This is a genomic window from Tenacibaculum sp. Cn5-46 (assembly GCF_022347705.1).
Taxonomy (GTDB): Bacteria; Bacteroidota; Bacteroidia; order Flavobacteriales; family Flavobacteriaceae; genus Polaribacter; species Polaribacter aiptasiae.
In genome coordinates, this window is sequence record NZ_JAKRGD010000005.1 from 93,377 (window position 1) to 111,180 (window position 17,804).

The window sequence follows — 17,804 nt, forward strand, 5'->3', positions numbered from 1 at the left end:
TATGTTAAACATATCTACGAATAGTATCTCAAACCATATTGATGTAACCAAATTGAAATCTGGTAAAGTCATCTTTACTAAAGTACACCATAGACTTTTTAGAAAGTTTTTACTAGGATTTTTATTTGCTCTAGCAATTATATTGTTTTTGCCATGGACACAAAATGTTTCTAGTACTGGTAGAGTAACTACTTTGAAGCCTAATCAACGTCCACAAACTTTACAATCTCAAATTCCTGGGCGAATTGAGCAATGGTTTGTTCAAGAAGGTACTTTTGTAAAAAAAGGTGATACAATTTTAAGAATCTCAGAAATAAAAAGCGATTATTTTGACAGCAAACTAACCGAAAGAACTGGACAACAATTAAACTCTAAAAGTCTTTCTGTAAAAGCATATAACAACAAAGTAACTGCTTTAAAAACACAAATTAGTGCCTTAAAAAGCGAGCGTGTTTTAAAACTACAGCAAGCTAAAAATAAATTAGAGCAATCTCATTTAAAAGTTAAAACTGATAGCATAGATTTAACGGCTGTAAAAATAAAGCTACAAATTGCAAAAACTCAATTTGACAGAACAGTGATGCTTGAAAAAGAGGGTTTAAAAGCTGTAAAGGATGTAGAAGAAAAAAGAACAAAGCTTCAAGAACAATCAGCTAAATTGGTTTCTCAAGAAAATAAGCTGCTTAATTCTAAAAACAACGTATTAAATGCACAAATCGCAATAAATAGTATTCAGGCATCTTATACTGATAAAATTTCAAAGGCTGAAAGCAATTTATACACAGCTGAATCAAATGCTTTAGATGCAGAAGTTCAAGTATCTAAATTAGAAACAAGCTTATCTAATTATAGCAAAAGAAATTCTTTATTATATGTTACCGCTCCTCAAGATGGATACATTAATAAAGCTATAAAATCTGGTATTGGTGAGACTTTTAAAGAAGGGGAAGCCTTAGTTAAAATAATGCCTGCAAATTACGATTTAGCAGTAGAAATGTTCATAGAACCAATAGATTTACCTCTTATTCATATTGACGAAGAAGTACGTGTACAATTTGATGGATGGCCTGCTATTGTTTTTAGTGGATGGCCTAACGCATCTTATGGTACTTATAGTGCTAAAGTGATTGCAATAGAAAATTTTATTAGCGACAATGGTAAATACCGCGTGTTAATTGTTCCTAACAATGATTCTCAACCATGGCCAAAAGCTATTAGAGTAGGTTCTGGAGCTAAAACCATTGCCTTATTAGAAAATGTACCTATTTGGTTTGAACTATGGAGACAAATAAACAGCTTCCCTCCTAACTTCTATCAACCAAAAAAAGATAATAATCAAAAAGACAAGAAGAAGAAATAATGAAGTTTAAGAGTTTACTTTTTATATTTTTATTTATAGGTTTTTGCACATATTCTCAAAACAGCACTAGTTTAAATCAATTAAGCTTAGAAGAATATTTAGGATATGTAAAGAAGTTTCACCCTGTAATTAAACAAGCAAATTTAATTACAAGTACAAATGAAGCTAAATTACTAAAAGCAAGAGGAGCTTTTGACCCTAAAATTGAAGTAGATTTTGAAAAGAAAGAATTTAAAAACACCGAATATTTTGAGAAATTAAACTCAGTTTTTAAAATTCCAACTTGGTATGGAATTGAACTAAAAGGTAGTTATGAGAACAACTCAGGTCAATATTTAAATCCAGAGCTAAATGTTCCTGAAGATGGATTATATAACGTAGGTATTTCTGTTTCTCTTGCTAAAAATCTTTTTATAAATAAAAGAATGGCTGCTTTAAAACAAGCTAAACTATACGTAAAACAAGGAAAACTAGAACAACAACTTGTTGTAAACGATATTCTTTTCAACTCTATTAGTGCTTATTTAAATTGGGCTAAACACTATCAAAGTTTTGATGTTTTTAAAAACTATAAAAACAATGCTAAGTTTAGATTAGACAATGTTATAAAAAGTTATAATGCTGGAGACAAACCTGCTATTGACACCTTAGAGGCTCGAATAAATTTTGATAACAGAAAACTAGATTTAGAAAAAGCCAGAATTAAATATATTAAATCGACTTTAGAGTTATCTAACTATTTATGGATTGGAGACAACACTCCTATGGTATTAAGAGAAAATATAACTCCTACACCTGATACTTTTTCAAAAATTGAAATTCTTTTAAACAATTCTATCAATACCTCAACTAGTATTGATGGACACCCTAAATTAAAATTATTAGAGTTAAAGAGGAGAAACCTACAAATTAACAAAAATCTAAAAATCAATAATTTGTTACCTAAAGTAGATTTCCAGTACAACCTTTTAAGCTCAGATATCAATAATTTCGATTCTTTTAAAGTTGCTAACTATAAAAAATCACTTCAAGTAAGCATCCCTTTATTTTTAAGAAAGTCTAGAGGTGATTTAAAGTTAGCCAAAATAAAACTACAAGACATAGACTTTGAAATCGCTTCAACAAAAACAAGTTTACTTAACAAAATTAAGGCTACCGAACAAGAAATAGCCTCTTTAGAAACTCAAAATAATATTCTAAAAAATCTTGTAAACGATTACAATACTATTGTAAAAAGTGAAGAAAGAAAATTTACCCTAGGAGAAAGTTCTGTTTTTTTAATTAATTATAGAGAAGTAAAACTAATTGAAACTCAATTAAAGGCAATTGAAAACAATTATAAATTTGCTAAAACACAAAGTAAATTTTTCAAACTACTTGGAAAATTAAACACGTTATAATTCTCTTTCAAATTCTTTTAAGAGAGCTTTATCAAACGATATATATTCAGGTAATATGCGCAAACGATATTTACTTTCTCCAATAAAAGTAATTAAATCTTTGCGCTCTAACTTATTTTCCTCCTCTAAAGATAGTATCCCATTAATATTATCTATTATTCGTGTTAAATATGTTTGACTTTTAATTTCTCCTCCTGAATTTACTACTATCGATTGCTTTTCTGGCTCTAAATACTTTCTCTTATAAGCAAAATTCATAAGGTTTTTATACTGAGTTGTTTTTGATCCAAAATCAATTTTTTCATTAATAATTCCTTTTGATGGAATACTTAACTGCACTAACGACCAATCTAGAAAACTAATTTTCATTTCATTAGGTTTAGGCATACTAGCCAACTGTATTACCCAACTTGTTCCTAAAACTAAAAACACTGAAACCAAAGATGTTTTAGCAATGATTCGTATTAATTGATTCATAAAATCATCATCCAAATTCACAAATACATCCGATAATTGCGAAACAAACAACAATGTTATTGCTATAATAGAAATAAAAGCTACTAGTTTTAAATCGCGATGCATAAAAGTTCTATAAAAAGAAACTCCCATTAAAAAACACAAAAAGGTAGTAAGTAGGACATCTGGTACTGAAGCTAATTTTATTCCATAAAACACTTCATTACCCACCATTGATGACAATAACAAAGTTATACTCGCAACTGCCAAAATTATTACAGCAATAATCTTTACATTTTTTTCATTTCTATAAATAAACTTTGGCGCATCATATACATAATACAAAGCCAACAACCAAAACAAGTTATTTATTGTAGATAAAATATTGACTCCTATCTGATACTTTGTTGTGGTTTCAAATAAAAAGTAATTTGCTACAAAAGCCCAAATGCCTGAAACCACCCAAACCAACATTCCAAAACTAAAATAAAGCAAACCTCTATCAACCCTTTTTATAGAATTTCCTTCTTCTAAAACTGCTCTAAATCGTTTTCTAATATTATAATAAATTGCTAATAGTAACACAGCTCCAATGAACGATATACAAATATGCGATAGGTTATGAAACTGTGTTACTTGATTCATTTATTGAATAATTTTATTGATTAAATTTTGTTTTGCTTTTTCATCGTCCCCATACAACCACTGAAGTACATTATCCTCCCATATCTCATCTTTCTCTTGTTCGCTAATAATACCTCTATCGATGGCTAAATCTAATATTTTCCCTGGATATGACGATTGTTTATCACTTTCCATTTCCCCTAATGGATAAGGATCATCTAACCCTATTAATACTTGCTTCGACCCTTGGTTTTTTATTAATAATTCTAAAGAACCTGTATCGTGTACTAAAGTATCAAAAAAGATATTCTTATGCCCTACTGCTTTTCTTGGGTGTTGTTTACCCTCGAACAAATCTGAACGCCCATCAAAACCTTGAATACGACGACCTATATTCATTTGCGCTAATTGTCCTCCATGAGCAAAACATATACGCATATTAGGATATTTTTCATAATATCCATTAAGCGTTAAGAAATGATAAGCATCTGCACATTGTGCTAACATCCAAATTAAATGAAAACGCCAAGAAGTATTTTCTAGTTTAATAAATTTTTCCCCATCATATGGATGAATTTCAATAGCTAAATTATACTTATTAGCTAATTCAAAAATAGGTTCGTTTTCTTCATCAAAAATACAACGCCATGTACCTATAGTATCCATATAATGCGTTGGTAAACACAACAATCTCATACCCAAAACCTCAACACAACGTTCTATTTCCCATAAAGCTCCTCTAACAAAACCTGGGTGTACCACAAATCCACAAGTAAATTTATTTGGATGATCGTGCTGTACTCTTGCATTGAAATCGTTCTGAAAACGCAAAGCTTGCTTCATTTCCTCTAAACGCAAACCATTTCCATATAGCTGAGATAAATTCAAAACTACTGCATGATCTATTTTAAAGTGCTCCATCCAAGCCAACTTTTCTTCCAAGAAAAATGAAGAGTCAGTAACTGGTCGCTTCCAGTTTTTTTGAAGCATATATTTTTTATCCTTGTCTACCCAAAAAATCCCTTTGTCTTTCATAAACTGTGGAATCTCTTCCGGATAAGGCAATAAATGTGAATGTCCGTTTATTCTTAATTTACGTTTCATTTTAGTTGTTTGGTTTTAAGGAAATCATTGTTCCTTGCATTGTTGTGTATAGTATTTCTTCTTTTTCATCAGTAACTTTTGCTTCGCAAAACACCAAGGTTCTTCCGCTTTTCACTACACGTCCTGTAGCAATGATAACATCGGATTTTGCTGGTCGCAGTAAATTAGTTTTAAACTCTACTGATAAAACATCTGAACCTTCTTGCATAGTTGTTAAGGCTGCATACCCACAAGCTACATCCATTATACTTGTTAATACTCCAGCATGAAAAAATCCATGTTGTTGTGTTAAGCCTTCTTGCTTTTTACATCGGATTTTGAGCAGTCCTTTTTCAATATGAATAATTTCCGCTCCTAAGGTTTTCATAAAACCTTGTTTTAAAAAACTCTCTTTTGCAGCCTCAATCATTATTTTACTTTGTTTGGAGCCTCCATTACTGTTCCACAATTAGAACAAGTACATTTTTCTTTGTCTGAATAATATTTATCAAAAATTATAGGCATATCTGTTTCAATATTATCTAAAGCAAATTCTTCTCTATATAATTGCGACCCACAATTTTCACAGTACCATTCTAAAGCATCCATCATTCCTTCAGCTCTAGGATACTCTATTACCAAACCTACAGTGTTTTCTTTTCTTTGTGGAGAGTGTGGTACTTTTCCTGGTAATAAATAAATATCTCCTTCATTAATTTCTACATCAACCATTTCACCTTTATCATCAATAATTTTCAATACCATATCTCCTTCTACTTGGTAAAAAAACTCTGGTGTTTCATTATAGTGATAATCTTTACGGTTGTTAGGACCTCCTACCACCATTACTATATATTCACCATCTTTCCATACTTGTTTATTCCCCACTGGTGGCTTTAACAAATGACGATGTTCATCTATCCACTTTTTAAAATTCAAAGGTTGTACTAACTTACTCATGACTATTTAGATTTTATAATGATTTTGTTCTTCCTCCATCTACAGGAACATTAATCCCGTTAATAAAACTAGCTCGCTCACTCGCTAAGAAAACCACTGCATTTGCAATTTCTTCTGGTTTTGCAAAACGTTTTGCTGGCGATGCATTTTTCATTGTTTCAGCAACTTCTTCTACAGATTTACCTGTCTTTTTAGCCTTGTTATTAATTATTTCATTTAAACGCTCTGTACCTGTAGCACCTGGTAAAACATTGTTTACTGTAATATTAAACTGCCCTAACTCATTTGCTAACGTTTTTGACCAATTTGCTACCGCTCCTCGGATTGTATTCGAAACTCCTAATCCATCTAACGGTTGTTTCACAGAAGTTGATATTACATTAATAATTCTACCATATTCTGCTTCTTTCATAAACGGAACTAAAGCTTGAACCAATACATGATTACATTTTAAATGTTGCGTAAACGCTCTTTCAAATTCGTCTAATTGCGCATTAAATACTGGCCCTCCTGCTGGCCCTCCTGTATTATTTACTAGAATATGAAAATTTAAATCAGAAGCTTCAATTTTTTCTTTTAGCTTTAATGGATTAGAAAAATCAGCTACGATATAATTATGATTCTGGTTTTTATTTGGTAATTCTGCCAATACTGCTTTTAACTTTTCTTCATTACGAGCTATTAACGTTACATTTACTCCTTCTTCTGCCAACTGTATTGCCGATGCTTTTCCTATCCCTTGAGTACTACCGCAAACTAATGCGTTTTTATTATCTATATTTAAATTCATTTCTAATCGTTATTACAAATCATTGTTTTTATTTTAATTGCTTTTTCAAAGTGATCTAACCTATGTTTTTGTATCCACCAGGTTACTACTTCCATTAACAATTCTGGATTGTCATTTTTATTTTTGAAAAATGCATAAAAAGACACTCCAACATTCTCTCCTTTCTTAGCTATCTTTTCATCGCAAATTCTTACAATTTTTTGCCTTATTTCTTTATTCATATTTAATACAAACATTTTTAGGCTCGGTAAAGAATCGTAAAGCTTCGAATCCTCCTTCTCTTCCAACCCCACTATCTTTTTGTCCTCCAAACGGTGTTCTTAAATCTCGTAACAACCATGTATTCACCCAAACAATACCTGCATGTAATTGCTTACTAAATTGCATGGTCCTATTTAAATTGTTAGTCCATAAAGTTGATGACAATCCGTATTTTACATTATTGGCTAGCGAAAGTGCTTCTTCCTCAGTTTTAAAAGACATTATTGTTACAACTGGTCCAAAAATTTCTTCTTGATTGAGTTTACAATCATTACTTTGAACTTCTATAATTGTTGGTTGTAAATAATATCCCTCCTCACTTCCTTTAATTGTAACTGTTTCTCCTCCAAAAAGCATTTTTCCACCTTCTTCTTCCGCTATTTCTATATAGGATTTCACTTTCTCTAAATGCTGTTTTGACACTAAGGCTCCTACATTAGTATCCTCATCAAATGGATTTCCAACTTTTAACTCAGCTACTTTCTGAACAAAATCTTTTTTAAACTGTTCGTAGATATTTTCTTCCACAAGAATTCTACTTCCACATAAACAAATTTGTCCTTGATTCGCAAATGATGAACGTACTGTAGTTGCTAACATTTTATCATAATCACAATCTGCAAATATGATATTAGGGTTCTTTCCTCCTAATTCTAAAGAAAGCTTTTTAAACATTGGAGCTGCTACTCGAGCTATATGTGCTCCTGTGGCTGTTCCTCCTGTAAATGATATCGCTTTAATATTTGGATGCTCTACAATTGCTTGCCCTGTTGTTCCTCCTAACCCATGTACTATATTTAATACTCCTTTTGGTAAACCTGCTTCGTTACATATTTCTCCTAACAAATAAGCAGTCATCGGAGTTACTTCACTTGGTTTTGCTACTACACAGTTTCCTGCCGCAATAGCTGGAGCTATTTTCCAAGTAAATAAATACAACGGTAAATTCCATGGCGATATACAACCAACTACTCCTATTGGTTGACGCAATGTAAAGTTCATTGCTCCTAACCCAATACTTTCATGTGCTTCAGAAGAAAATTGAGTTATTGCATTAGCAAAAAACTGAAAATTAGATGAAGCTCTTGGTATATCTATCGCTGTTGCTAAACTTAAAGGTTTTCCATTATCTTTTGCTTCTGCTTTAGCTAATTCAGGTAATTTTTCTTGAATTAGCTGGGCTATTCTAGACAAAATATTACTTCTTTCTTCTAAAGTAGTATTTGACCACTCTTTAAAAGCAGACTCTGCTGATTTATAAGCTAATTCTACATCTTCTTTTGTTGAATTTGGTATCTGTCCATAAACCTCTCCAACTGACGGATTATAATTATCTATATATTCTCCCTTAATTGGCGATTGAAATTCTCCGTTTATATAATTCTTTATATTAATCATTCTTTTTCCTTATTAAAGCTGATAAAATGTTTATGGGGTAAAATAATTGCCCTATTAAAAAAAGCAAAAAACTGAAAGTCAAAACTATATTTGCTATTTCCAATGAATCAAACATTGCATTGTTACTAATTATTTCATTCTTTGTTGGAAAGAATAAAATAATTAAAAAACTTATCAAACTTATAAAAGTCAACAAAATATGTAAAAATGTTATTCCGTTAATTAATTTTCGTTTATTCACATATGCTCCCCAATAACCTAAGCCTAGTAAAACAAATAAAAACACCATAAAACCTAACAAATGCAATCTATCTACAACAAAATATGTATCATGAACATTTATATCTAAAAAACCTTCTATACTATCATTAACCCTATACATTCCAGCCAATAATATTATTGGAATTACTCCCCAAAAAAACACGTGAGGTCTTATCAATAGTTTTCTCATGTTATATAACACATTTTCTTTCAAGCCATCCCATTGGAATTTCTTGATTACAAAATTCTAAATGAATAACTCTTCTATCCTTTAAAGATGTTGATTTTGAAGACGCATGTAATAATAAAGGCTTCATCAGCATAACTCCTCCTTCAATTACCCGACACACTTTCTCTTCCCCTAAAGCATTTTTATCAAACTTTTCATCTACTCTAATAATTCCTTTTTTATGAGATTTAGCTATCACTCTTAATGCTCCATTAGTTTCATTAGTCTCATCCAAATGTATTCTAAATGTAACCGTATTTTCTAAAATTTCTTTTGGTGGAATCACTCCTAGTTGCCCATTCTTATTTGTCCAGTTTGAATATTTTTCTGTTTCAACTTTGTTTTCAACACTTATACTCAAATCCTGATGATGACTTACAAACCAATTTGACTTTGCAGGTTTATTAAAAAATATTGCTTTCGACAAAAAGTAATCTTCACCACAAATTGATTTATATAAGTTTTTAAATTTTTCATTTTTAAAAACTAACTCTTGCACTTTAGGTACTTTGTTAATCAGCTGTCTAATTGCATAACTCTTTTCTGATTCTTCAATCAAACTAATTAAGGCTAATAATTCCTTTTTACTAAAGACTTGTTTAGTAATTGAATACCCTTTATAGGCTAACTCTTCTTTATTTTGAATGAACACCTCCAAAAGATTTATTGTTTTTTATAAGCCACCACTTTAATTTCTATCAATAAATGTGGATGCGGTAATTGATGCACAGCAACTGTTGTTCTAGTTGGTCCGTTATAATCGAAATACTCTGCATATACTTCATTATAACCTCCAAAATCATTCATATTTACCAGAAATGAAGTTACATCTACAATATCAGATAAATCAGCTCCTACTTCCTGTAAAATATCTCTTATATTTTCTATAACTGCTCTTGTTTGTTTTCTTATATCTAAGTTTGTAGTTCCAAATTCATCTACTTCTACTCCTTCAAAAGAATTGTCTGGTCTTCTTGAACTTGTACCTGATACATATATAAAATCTCCTACTTGTTTTACATGTGGAAATTTTCCTCTTGGTATTGCTTTCCCTTTGATTACTTTACTATCCATTTCCTTTATTCGTTTGTTGCCATTTCGAGCAACTTTACTGTTGTTTTATAATTTCTTGTTGTGGCTATTACATCTAACTTCTTCTCAAGAATATTATTAGTCAATTTTGTTTTCCCAAAACCTGATGGGCAGTGCAGATAAACTACATCTTTATCTATTTTATACTGATCTTCTTTTATTCCTTTAACTTCAATTTCTGTTTGGCTAGACATTATATTTAAAAATGAAAAAGCCACTATTTTTTCATTCTCTATAGAAAAAGGATATGCTTTAATTGCTTTTTCCCATTCGCTTACGGTTCTAACTATTACCGGAACATCATACTCGTACTTTTCATGTATACCTTGTTTAATCTTCTTGCTAATAGTTTCTTTTGTTTCTCCCGACTCTAAAATAATATTACCACTTTGAATATAGGTTTGAACATTTTTAAAATCGAGGCTGTTTAACAACTCTCGTAATTCTGCCATTGGAATTTTATTTTTTCCCGAGACATTTATTCCACGTAATAAAACAATGTATGTTTTCATATTTCTTATTTTGTCAGTTCGAGCGCAGTCTAGAACTAGTTTTTTAGAGTTTTATATTTATAATGTGTAGCATTTCTACATTCTGATAAAATTTCTAACATATTGTAATCCCCATTAATCAAAGACATTTTTTTCTGTCTACTCCATTTTTTTATTTTCTTTTCAAAATATATTGCCTCATTTACATCTTCAAATTTTTGATGAAACATTAACTGCAAAGGTCTTCTTTTGAAAGTAAAACAATTTTTATTCAATCCTTCATTATGTTCTTTAAGCCTTCTTTCCATATTATTGGTCATTCCTGTATAGAGGAATTCATCAGAACATTTTAAAATATACACATAATACCCTTTCATTTTTAGCCTATCTAACATAACCTCTCGACTGCGCTCGAGGTGACAATTATTTTAAACCTGCTACTTTATCTTCTTCTAGAATTTCGTTTGTTTCTTCCTGTACCTTTTTTAATACTACAACCAACTCTTCTTTTGTCATATCTAAAGAAGTAGTTACTTCATTATCTGCAATAAGATTCAATAGAGCTTTATCCTGAGCTCTTCCTTTTTTCATTGCTTTTGAATATGAAATTTCATCATTAAAAGTAACCATTGAATATTTTGAGAAATACTCTGTAGGAAAATTACTTTCCAAATCCATTTCTATTTTTCGTTTTTGTTTAAACAATGGATTTGCTACATGATCTCGCATTTCATAATAATTATCTATTGCTAAATCTGCAATTGCATCAGTATCTTCCTTTCTTTGCTTTTGATATTCCTTAAATACCTCTTCCCAACTACCTTCACATGTATCTAATATTTCATCAAAAACTGTTACATCCTCGAAAGAAGCATTCATTCCTTGTCCATAAAAAGGTACTATTGCATGAGCTGCATCTCCCATAAGCAAGGTATTACCCTTATAAGACCACGGTGAACACTTAACTGTTCCTAGCGCTCCTGTAGGATTGTTAAAAAATTCATCTTTTATGCTTGGTATCAGCTTTAATGCATCTGGAAACTCTTTTTCAAAAAACTCTGTAATTTTTTCTTCTGTTGTTAAGTTATTAAAATTGTATTCTCCTTCGTCATAACTTAAAAACAAGGTAACTGTAAAACTCCCATCTAAGTTTGGCAATGCTATTAACATATACTTCCCTCTAGGCCAAATATGTAAATGATCTTTACTTATTTGATGTTTCCCTAAAGCATCTGCCGGAATCTCTAACTCCTTATATCCATGTGTTAAATAGTTTTGCGAATAACTAAATAAAAACTTTCTTTCTAAATAATAGCTTTTTCGCAGTATAGAACCGGCACCGTCTGTTCCAAAAACAACATCTGCATTTACTGAAAACTCTTCTTTAGTTTCGTAATCTTTAAAATGAATTATTGTATTTTCTACATCTACTGAAGTACATTTTTTATTAAAATGTATCGTTACATTTTCATGATTTTCTGCTTCTGTTAATAGGATCCCATTTAAATCTCCTCTAGAAATTGAATTGATATATTCACCATTTCTACCTGAATAATTTGAAGCAAATGTATTTCCCTCTGTATCATGTATTAAACGTCCATACATTGGAATGCAAATCTCTCTTGCTTTTTCTTCTACTCCTGCCAAACGTAAAGCTTTAAAACCTCTATCTGACAATGCCAAATTAATCGAACGCCCTGCTGATATATCTGTTGTACGTAAATCTGGTCGACTCTCATACATTGCTACTTTATATCCTCTTTGCGCTAAACGTAAAGCCAATAACGAACCACATAAACCAGCTCCTATTACTACTATATTATCTTTTTTATTCATAAAACTGAATTAATTCATTTTTCCGTTTCTCAGGTTGATACCTGTATACAAATATGCTTTTAGTGAACATAAAAAATCTGTCCAACCCTGTGTTTGTTGCATTGTTTTCTTTATTCCTTCTGCAGTATTCTCATAACTTTTTTCAGTTATATTAACCTCTGTAGTAGTAGCATCATTACTGGTAAATTTCATTTCTACCTCAGTTACAATTTGATTACCTGCCCAACTAAAAACAATTTCTTTATTTTCTGTTACGGATAATACACTTACCATACATTCTGCACCAAAATCTTTCCACTCCCATTTCACTTCAGTTCCTTCAACTAAGTTCGCACTTGCTTCAGAAACAAAATATTTCGAAATCCTTTCTTTATCAACTATAGCATTGAAAACATCTTCTAGATTTCTTCTTACAACATCTTTTACATGAACTTCTAAACTCATAATAAACTTTTTAAGATTTCTACCATTTTAAATACATCTTCAAAACTATTATACATTGGTACTGGTGCACATCGTATAACATCTGGCTCTCTCCAATCAGTAATTATATTATTCTCTGTCAACTTTTTATGTAAACTTTTATCAGCATTTTGTACCTGAATTGACAACTGACACCCTCTCTCTTTTGGATTTGATGGGGTAATAACTTTAATTCTATCTGTATCTATTTGATTAATCAAGAACTCAAAATATCCTGTCAGCCTTTCCGACTTTTCACGTAAAGCTTCCATTCCAACATCGTTAAACATATCTAAAGATGCCCTAATTGCTGCCATAGATAATATTGGTGGATTCGATAATTGCCACCCTTCTGCTCCGTCCATTACATCAAATGGTTGACGCATATTGAATCGCGTTTCTTTATTATGATTCCACCAACCTGCAAAACGAGGCAACTCTTTATTTTTTGCATGCTTTTCATGCACAAACAACCCTGCTAAACTTCCTGGACCAGAATTTAAATATTTATAAGTACACCAAGCTGCAAAATCTACTCCCGAATTGTGTAATTCTGGTGAAATATTTCCTGCACCATGTGCTAAATCTATTCCTACAAAACAGTTTTTAGCATGACCTATTTCTGCTATACGTTTTAAATCTAAATATTGTCCTGTATAATAATTTACTCCACCTATTAACAATAACGCTATTTCATCTCCTTGCTCAGAAACAATCTGTTCTAGATCTTCAATCCTTAACAGCTCTTCTCCTTCTCTTGGCTTCCATTCAACTAAACCATCTTCTACATCAAACCCATGAAACTTTAATTGTGATTGAACTGCATACCTGTCAGATGGAAATGCATCACTTTCTATTACTATCTTGTATTTCTTTTTTGTTGGCTGATAAAAAGAGACCATTAGCAAGTGAAGGTTTGTAGTTAACGTATTCATCACCACAACTTCCAACGGCTTAGCTCCTACAATTTTAGACATACTATCTGTTAAGAACTCATGATATGGTAACCATGGATTTTTTGCTTCAAAATGTCCTTCTACCCCATATTTTGCCCAATCATCTAATTCTTGTTGAATATACTTTTGAGTTGACTTTGGTTGCAACCCTAAAGAATTCCCCGTAAAATATAACCAATCGTTTCCTTCTTTATCTTTTGGTATATGAAATTGCTCTCTTAAATAAGCTAATTTATCTTTTTTATCCTGCTCTTGCGCGTAATCAAGTGTTGCTTTATACATGTTTCTTTTTTTTCAAAAAACCTTTTCTTAGAAACACTAAAGATAATTCATTTACAAGCAAATTGAAAAACTAAAGTGTTTCATTATTTGAAACGGTGTTTTATAAATTTACACTTTTTTCTTACATTAGCAAAAATGATTTTTTAAAATATGATGGATAACAAGAACTTAAACCAATCTATTATTAAAGCTTTTATTCTTTTAGATGCTTTTACAAATGATAAAAAAGAATGGGGTGTTCGAGAACTAGCCTACAAAACAGGTTATAACAAGAGTACAGTACACAGACTCTTAAGCACATTAGTTTCATTAAATGTTATACATCAAAATGAAAATGAAAAATATCGTTTAGGAAGTAAACTTTTTGAACTTGGTAATCGTGTTTCTTTGTATCAATCTTTGATTACCATTACCAACCAACCTATTAAAAATGTTGCCTTAGAAATTCAAGAAACCGTTTTATTAGGCACACTAAAAGACCATCAAGTTTTTTACATTAATAAAGCCGATAGTTTGCAAGGATTAAAAATTAGCACTTCTATTGGATCTTATCAACCTATTCATGCTACTGCTTCTGGTAAATTACTACTAGCTTTTTCTTCTTCAGAAAAGCAAGATGATTATTTCAAAAACAACACTTTAAATTCTTTTACTCAAAATACAATTACCAAAAAAACTGAACTAAAAAACAGTTTACAAACGATACAAAATCAAAAATACGCACTAGATTTAGAAGAATTTGAACTAGGACTTATTTGCATAGCTATACCTATTTTTAATAAAAAAGGAAATATTATAGCTAGTCTTAGTGCTTCAGGGCCTTCTAGTCGATTTAGAATTGATAACGTCCAAAACTATATTACTATATTACAGAAGGGGGCTTCTATTATCGAAAACTCTTTACAAGATTTTGATTCATTATAAAAAAACGCCTTGTAAATATTACAAGGCGCTTTCTTTAAAATTATATTTTTTTTAATAAAGTACTCTAAATCTTAGAGTTCCTTCTACTTTACGAAGTTTTTCAATTACTTCTTCATTATATTCTTTATCAACATCAGTAATTACATACCCTACTTTAGAATCTGTTGATAAATATTGACCAGTAATGTTTAACTCATATTTTGCCAACACTTTGTTTATTTTCGCCATCACTCCTGGCACATTTTTATGAATATGTAAAAATCGATGAGCATTTGTTTGACGAGGTAACCTTATATTAGGAAAATTAACAGCATCTACTGTATTTCCTGAATTGATATAAGCCATGATTTTACCAGGAACAAAATCAGCAATATCTTTTTGAGCCTCTTCAGTACTTCCTCCAACATGCGGTGTTAAAATCACATTATCTAATCCTTTTAATTGGGTATAAAAATCACCGTTTTTTCTTGGTTCTTCTGGATATACATCAACTGCTGCACCTGCCAATTTACCTGACTTCAATGCTTTTACTAACGCTTCTATATCTACCACAAAACCTCTTGAAAGATTCACTAAATGCGCTCCATCTTTCATATAGTTAATCTCTTCTTCTCCTATAAAGTTTTTATTTGCCGCATTATCATCTATATGTAAAGTAACTACATCTGAAATACTCAACAATTCTTTTAAACTATTTATTCTTGTTGCATTTCCTAAAGCCAATTTATCTTCAACATCATAATAGTACACATCCATACCCAAAGCCTCTGCTAAAACTGATAATTGTTTCCCTATGTTTCCATAACCAACAATTCCTAGTTTTTTACCACGTACCTCTCTTGAACCTTGCGCTGTTTTATTCCATTGCCCATTGTGTAGTTCTGTACTTCGTTTAAATACACTACGCATTAGCATAATAATTTCCCCAATAGCCAACTCAACTACCGAACGTGTATTACTATAGGGTGCATTAAAAACTACAATCCCATTTTCCTTACACGCTTCTAAATCTATCTGTTTGGTTCCAATACAAAATGCAGAAACAACCATTAATTTTTCAGCAGCTTCAATTACACGTTTTGTTACTTGTGTTTTTGAACGGATTCCTAAAACATGGACATCCTGTAACTTTTCAATCAATTCATCTTCCGACAAACTTCTTGACACTGTTTCAACTGTAAATCCATCACTCGATAACTTAGTAAAAGCATCTGGATGCACATTTTCTAATAATAAAATCTTTATTCTATTCTTTGGATATGATATATTTCTAGGCAACTTGTTCACGTATAAAAATTCATCTAAATTTGGCGTAACATGATCAGCATTGGCTACTGTTTTATCTCTTAACACATTTTCTGTATAAGCAAAAAACTTATCTGCAACCCCCGCTTCTTTTGTTACTGCATCACTATAACCATCTCCAATAACTTGAACCTCTCCATCTAAGTTCAATTTTTGAAGACATTCTATTTTCCCATTATGTTTTGACAAAGAATTCTCCTTATCAAAACCTATAATATTCTCATTTTCATCAAACTGAAAGGTATTTGCAAAGACCCTCTCTGATGGAATATTATACTCTGCAACTATTGGGTCTATAAACTCCTTAAAACCAGCAGATATCACATAAATATCATCAGAAAAACTCTCAAAAAACTCTTTATTTCTTTCAATAGATGAGGAAACATGTTTTTTTAATTCACCTATTAACAAGGATAAATCAGATTTTTTAGCATTCAATAATTGAATACGCTTTTCTAAAGATTGAGGAAATGAAATTTCTCCATCAATTCCTTGATTGGTTATTTCTGTAATCTCCTGAATAATTTCTTCCTTCTTTGGATTTCCTACCAAAGTGATTTCTGCTAAAACATCTAATGCTTCTACTCTTGTTAGAGTACTATCGAAATCGAAAACGAAATTTCGTTTTACTAAGTTCATGTTACAAATTTTTACTCTTTTTTTTGTTGTTGTGTTGTATGTTTTTGACTCCACTAAAGTACAAATGATAGGCAAAAAAAGTATCACAAAATGATAACATTTTCATATTCACCTATTATTCCTTTTAGAAATGAAGTTTATCCGTTAAAAAACTAAAAAACAGAAAGAAAAAGAAACCAAAAAATCGGAATAGCTTCCACTATAAAAGAACTGTAATATTTCGATTGATTTTCCGAAGATTTAAACAATAAAATCAATAAAAGTGAATAAATTACCAAAAACGAAATCCTAAATTCAATACTAGAACTTATAAAAAACTCTAACACTAAACACATCGTTAACAATACGTAACCCAACTTCTTTGTATTTTGAACTCCTATCTTTTTAGGAATAGTTTGTAGTGAAATGGCATCATATTTTACATCTCTTATATCAAAAGGCAATATTAAGGTCACTACCAACAAAAAACGCTGTATTGAAATCAAAACAACATTATACGAAAATCCTAAGTCAGTATCATAAATCGGAAGAACAACTGTTGTTCCCGTCCATACTAAAGCAACAATTATAATTTTCAAATATCCTATACTCCTTAAATTCTTTTGAAAGCCACTTAGAAAAGGAACTGCATATAACAAAGTTAAAAAGCCAAAAGGCATAATTAACAACAATGTTTTTATTGAAAGTTGCCAGGTATAATAGCATAACAATAAGAAGCAAATCAATGAAAAAATTTGAATAATTTTTAAATGAGTTGTTAAACTTCTATGATGTAATTTTGCTACTCCTGCATATTTCACAAAATTATACCCCGTAATTGTTCCATAAAAGATAAAATAATCTAGTGATTCATTGTATGATAAATTAAAATACAATTGGGTAATTCTAACAAAAGCAAATACTGCTAATGCAACATGAATACTAGAGTTTATATAGAAATCTAATATAATTTTTAAAAGCTTCATTACACAAAAATAACTTTTATGTTTACACCC

Annotated in this window: 20 protein-coding genes; 3 read left to right on the plus strand and 17 right to left on the minus strand. The window is 30.8% G+C overall.

Features of this window, described 5'->3' with window-relative positions; genetic code table 11:
* Position 1 precedes the first annotated feature (1 nt).
* The gene (locus tag MHN29_RS11120) at positions 2-1,360 is read left to right on the plus strand and encodes an HlyD family secretion protein (RefSeq protein WP_235275742.1); all 1,359 of its coding nucleotides are present in this window, start codon (positions 2-4) and stop codon (positions 1,358-1,360) included.
* Positions 1,360-2,760 (plus strand): TolC family protein, encoded by a 1,401-nt coding sequence (locus tag MHN29_RS11125; RefSeq protein WP_235275743.1) that lies wholly within the window; start codon positions 1,360-1,362, stop codon positions 2,758-2,760. The genes MHN29_RS11120 and MHN29_RS11125 overlap by 1 nt, the downstream gene beginning before the upstream one ends.
* Here MHN29_RS11125 and MHN29_RS11130 read toward each other — a convergent pair.
* From MHN29_RS11130 to kynU, 15 genes are read right to left on the minus strand one after another with little or no spacing between them, the layout of a single operon-like run.
* Complete coding sequence (locus MHN29_RS11130) at positions 2,755-3,861, minus strand: hypothetical protein (RefSeq protein WP_235275744.1); 1,107 nt, start codon at positions 3,859-3,861, stop codon at positions 2,755-2,757. The two genes, MHN29_RS11125 and MHN29_RS11130, sit on opposite strands and share 6 nt — an antisense overlap.
* Complete coding sequence (locus MHN29_RS11135) at positions 3,862-4,944, minus strand: amidohydrolase family protein (protein ID WP_235275745.1); 1,083 nt, start codon at positions 4,942-4,944, stop codon at positions 3,862-3,864.
* A 1-nt stretch (position 4,945) separates the two neighbouring features.
* Complete coding sequence (locus MHN29_RS11140; protein WP_235275746.1) at positions 4,946-5,311, minus strand: PaaI family thioesterase; 366 nt, start codon at positions 5,309-5,311, stop codon at positions 4,946-4,948.
* A gap of 41 nt (positions 5,312-5,352) precedes the next feature.
* On the minus strand, positions 5,353-5,883 hold the full coding sequence (locus tag MHN29_RS11145; protein WP_150900696.1) for a 3-hydroxyanthranilate 3,4-dioxygenase: 531 nt from the start codon (positions 5,881-5,883) through the stop codon (positions 5,353-5,355).
* Between the two features lie 13 nt (positions 5,884-5,896).
* Positions 5,897-6,673 (minus strand): SDR family oxidoreductase, encoded by a 777-nt coding sequence (locus MHN29_RS11150; RefSeq protein WP_235275747.1) that lies wholly within the window; start codon positions 6,671-6,673, stop codon positions 5,897-5,899.
* 2 nt (positions 6,674-6,675) lie between these two features.
* Positions 6,676-6,894 carry a DUF6500 family protein gene (locus MHN29_RS11155; protein WP_235275748.1) on the minus strand — a complete coding sequence of 73 codons (219 nt, stop codon included), beginning with the start codon at positions 6,892-6,894 and terminating at the stop codon, positions 6,676-6,678.
* A complete protein-coding gene (locus tag MHN29_RS11160) occupies positions 6,887-8,332 on the minus strand; it encodes an aldehyde dehydrogenase (protein WP_235275749.1) in 1,446 nt (481 codons plus the stop codon). Before MHN29_RS11160 ends, MHN29_RS11155 begins: the two co-directional genes overlap by 8 nt.
* Positions 8,325-8,783 (minus strand): hypothetical protein, encoded by a 459-nt coding sequence (locus MHN29_RS11165; protein ID WP_235275750.1) that lies wholly within the window; start codon positions 8,781-8,783, stop codon positions 8,325-8,327. The genes MHN29_RS11160 and MHN29_RS11165 overlap by 8 nt, the downstream gene beginning before the upstream one ends.
* A 1-nt stretch (position 8,784) precedes the next feature.
* On the minus strand, positions 8,785-9,474 hold the full coding sequence (locus MHN29_RS11170; protein ID WP_235275853.1) for a phytanoyl-CoA dioxygenase family protein: 690 nt from the start codon (positions 9,472-9,474) through the stop codon (positions 8,785-8,787).
* An 11-nt stretch (positions 9,475-9,485) separates the two neighbouring features.
* On the minus strand, positions 9,486-9,896 hold the full coding sequence (locus MHN29_RS11175; RefSeq protein ID WP_150900691.1) for a RidA family protein: 411 nt from the start codon (positions 9,894-9,896) through the stop codon (positions 9,486-9,488).
* Between the two features lie 5 nt (positions 9,897-9,901).
* The gene (locus MHN29_RS11180; protein WP_235275751.1) at positions 9,902-10,426 is read right to left on the minus strand and encodes a DUF1697 domain-containing protein; all 525 of its coding nucleotides are present in this window, start codon (positions 10,424-10,426) and stop codon (positions 9,902-9,904) included.
* 35 nt (positions 10,427-10,461) lie between these two features.
* Positions 10,462-10,782, minus strand: a complete 321-nt coding sequence (locus MHN29_RS11185) for a GIY-YIG nuclease family protein (RefSeq protein ID WP_235275752.1) — start codon at positions 10,780-10,782, stop codon at positions 10,462-10,464.
* 46 nt (positions 10,783-10,828) lie between these two features.
* Entirely contained in the window at positions 10,829-12,241 is a 1,413-nt protein-coding gene (locus tag MHN29_RS11190) for an NAD(P)/FAD-dependent oxidoreductase (RefSeq protein ID WP_235275753.1), read from the minus strand.
* A 9-nt stretch (positions 12,242-12,250) separates the two neighbouring features.
* Positions 12,251-12,685 carry an SRPBCC domain-containing protein gene (locus tag MHN29_RS11195; RefSeq protein WP_235275754.1) on the minus strand — a complete coding sequence of 145 codons (435 nt, stop codon included), beginning with the start codon at positions 12,683-12,685 and terminating at the stop codon, positions 12,251-12,253.
* Positions 12,682-13,941, minus strand: a complete 1,260-nt coding sequence (kynU, locus tag MHN29_RS11200; RefSeq protein WP_235275755.1) for a kynureninase — start codon at positions 13,939-13,941, stop codon at positions 12,682-12,684. The genes MHN29_RS11195 and kynU overlap by 4 nt, the downstream gene beginning before the upstream one ends.
* Before the next feature lie 150 nt (positions 13,942-14,091).
* Between kynU and MHN29_RS11205 the strand changes: the two genes are divergently transcribed.
* Positions 14,092-14,865: an IclR family transcriptional regulator gene (locus tag MHN29_RS11205; RefSeq protein ID WP_235275756.1), complete on the plus strand. Its 774-nt coding sequence runs from the start codon at positions 14,092-14,094 to the stop codon at positions 14,863-14,865.
* A 51-nt stretch (positions 14,866-14,916) separates the two neighbouring features.
* Here the strand turns inward: MHN29_RS11205 and serA are convergent, their stop codons facing one another.
* Both serA and MHN29_RS11215 read right to left on the minus strand, forming a co-directional pair.
* The gene (serA, locus tag MHN29_RS11210) at positions 14,917-16,809 is read right to left on the minus strand and encodes a phosphoglycerate dehydrogenase (RefSeq protein WP_235275757.1); all 1,893 of its coding nucleotides are present in this window, start codon (positions 16,807-16,809) and stop codon (positions 14,917-14,919) included.
* Between the two features lie 152 nt (positions 16,810-16,961).
* Positions 16,962-17,774 carry a hypothetical protein gene (locus MHN29_RS11215; RefSeq protein ID WP_235275758.1) on the minus strand — a complete coding sequence of 271 codons (813 nt, stop codon included), beginning with the start codon at positions 17,772-17,774 and terminating at the stop codon, positions 16,962-16,964.
* Positions 17,775-17,804: the final 30 nt, after the last annotated feature.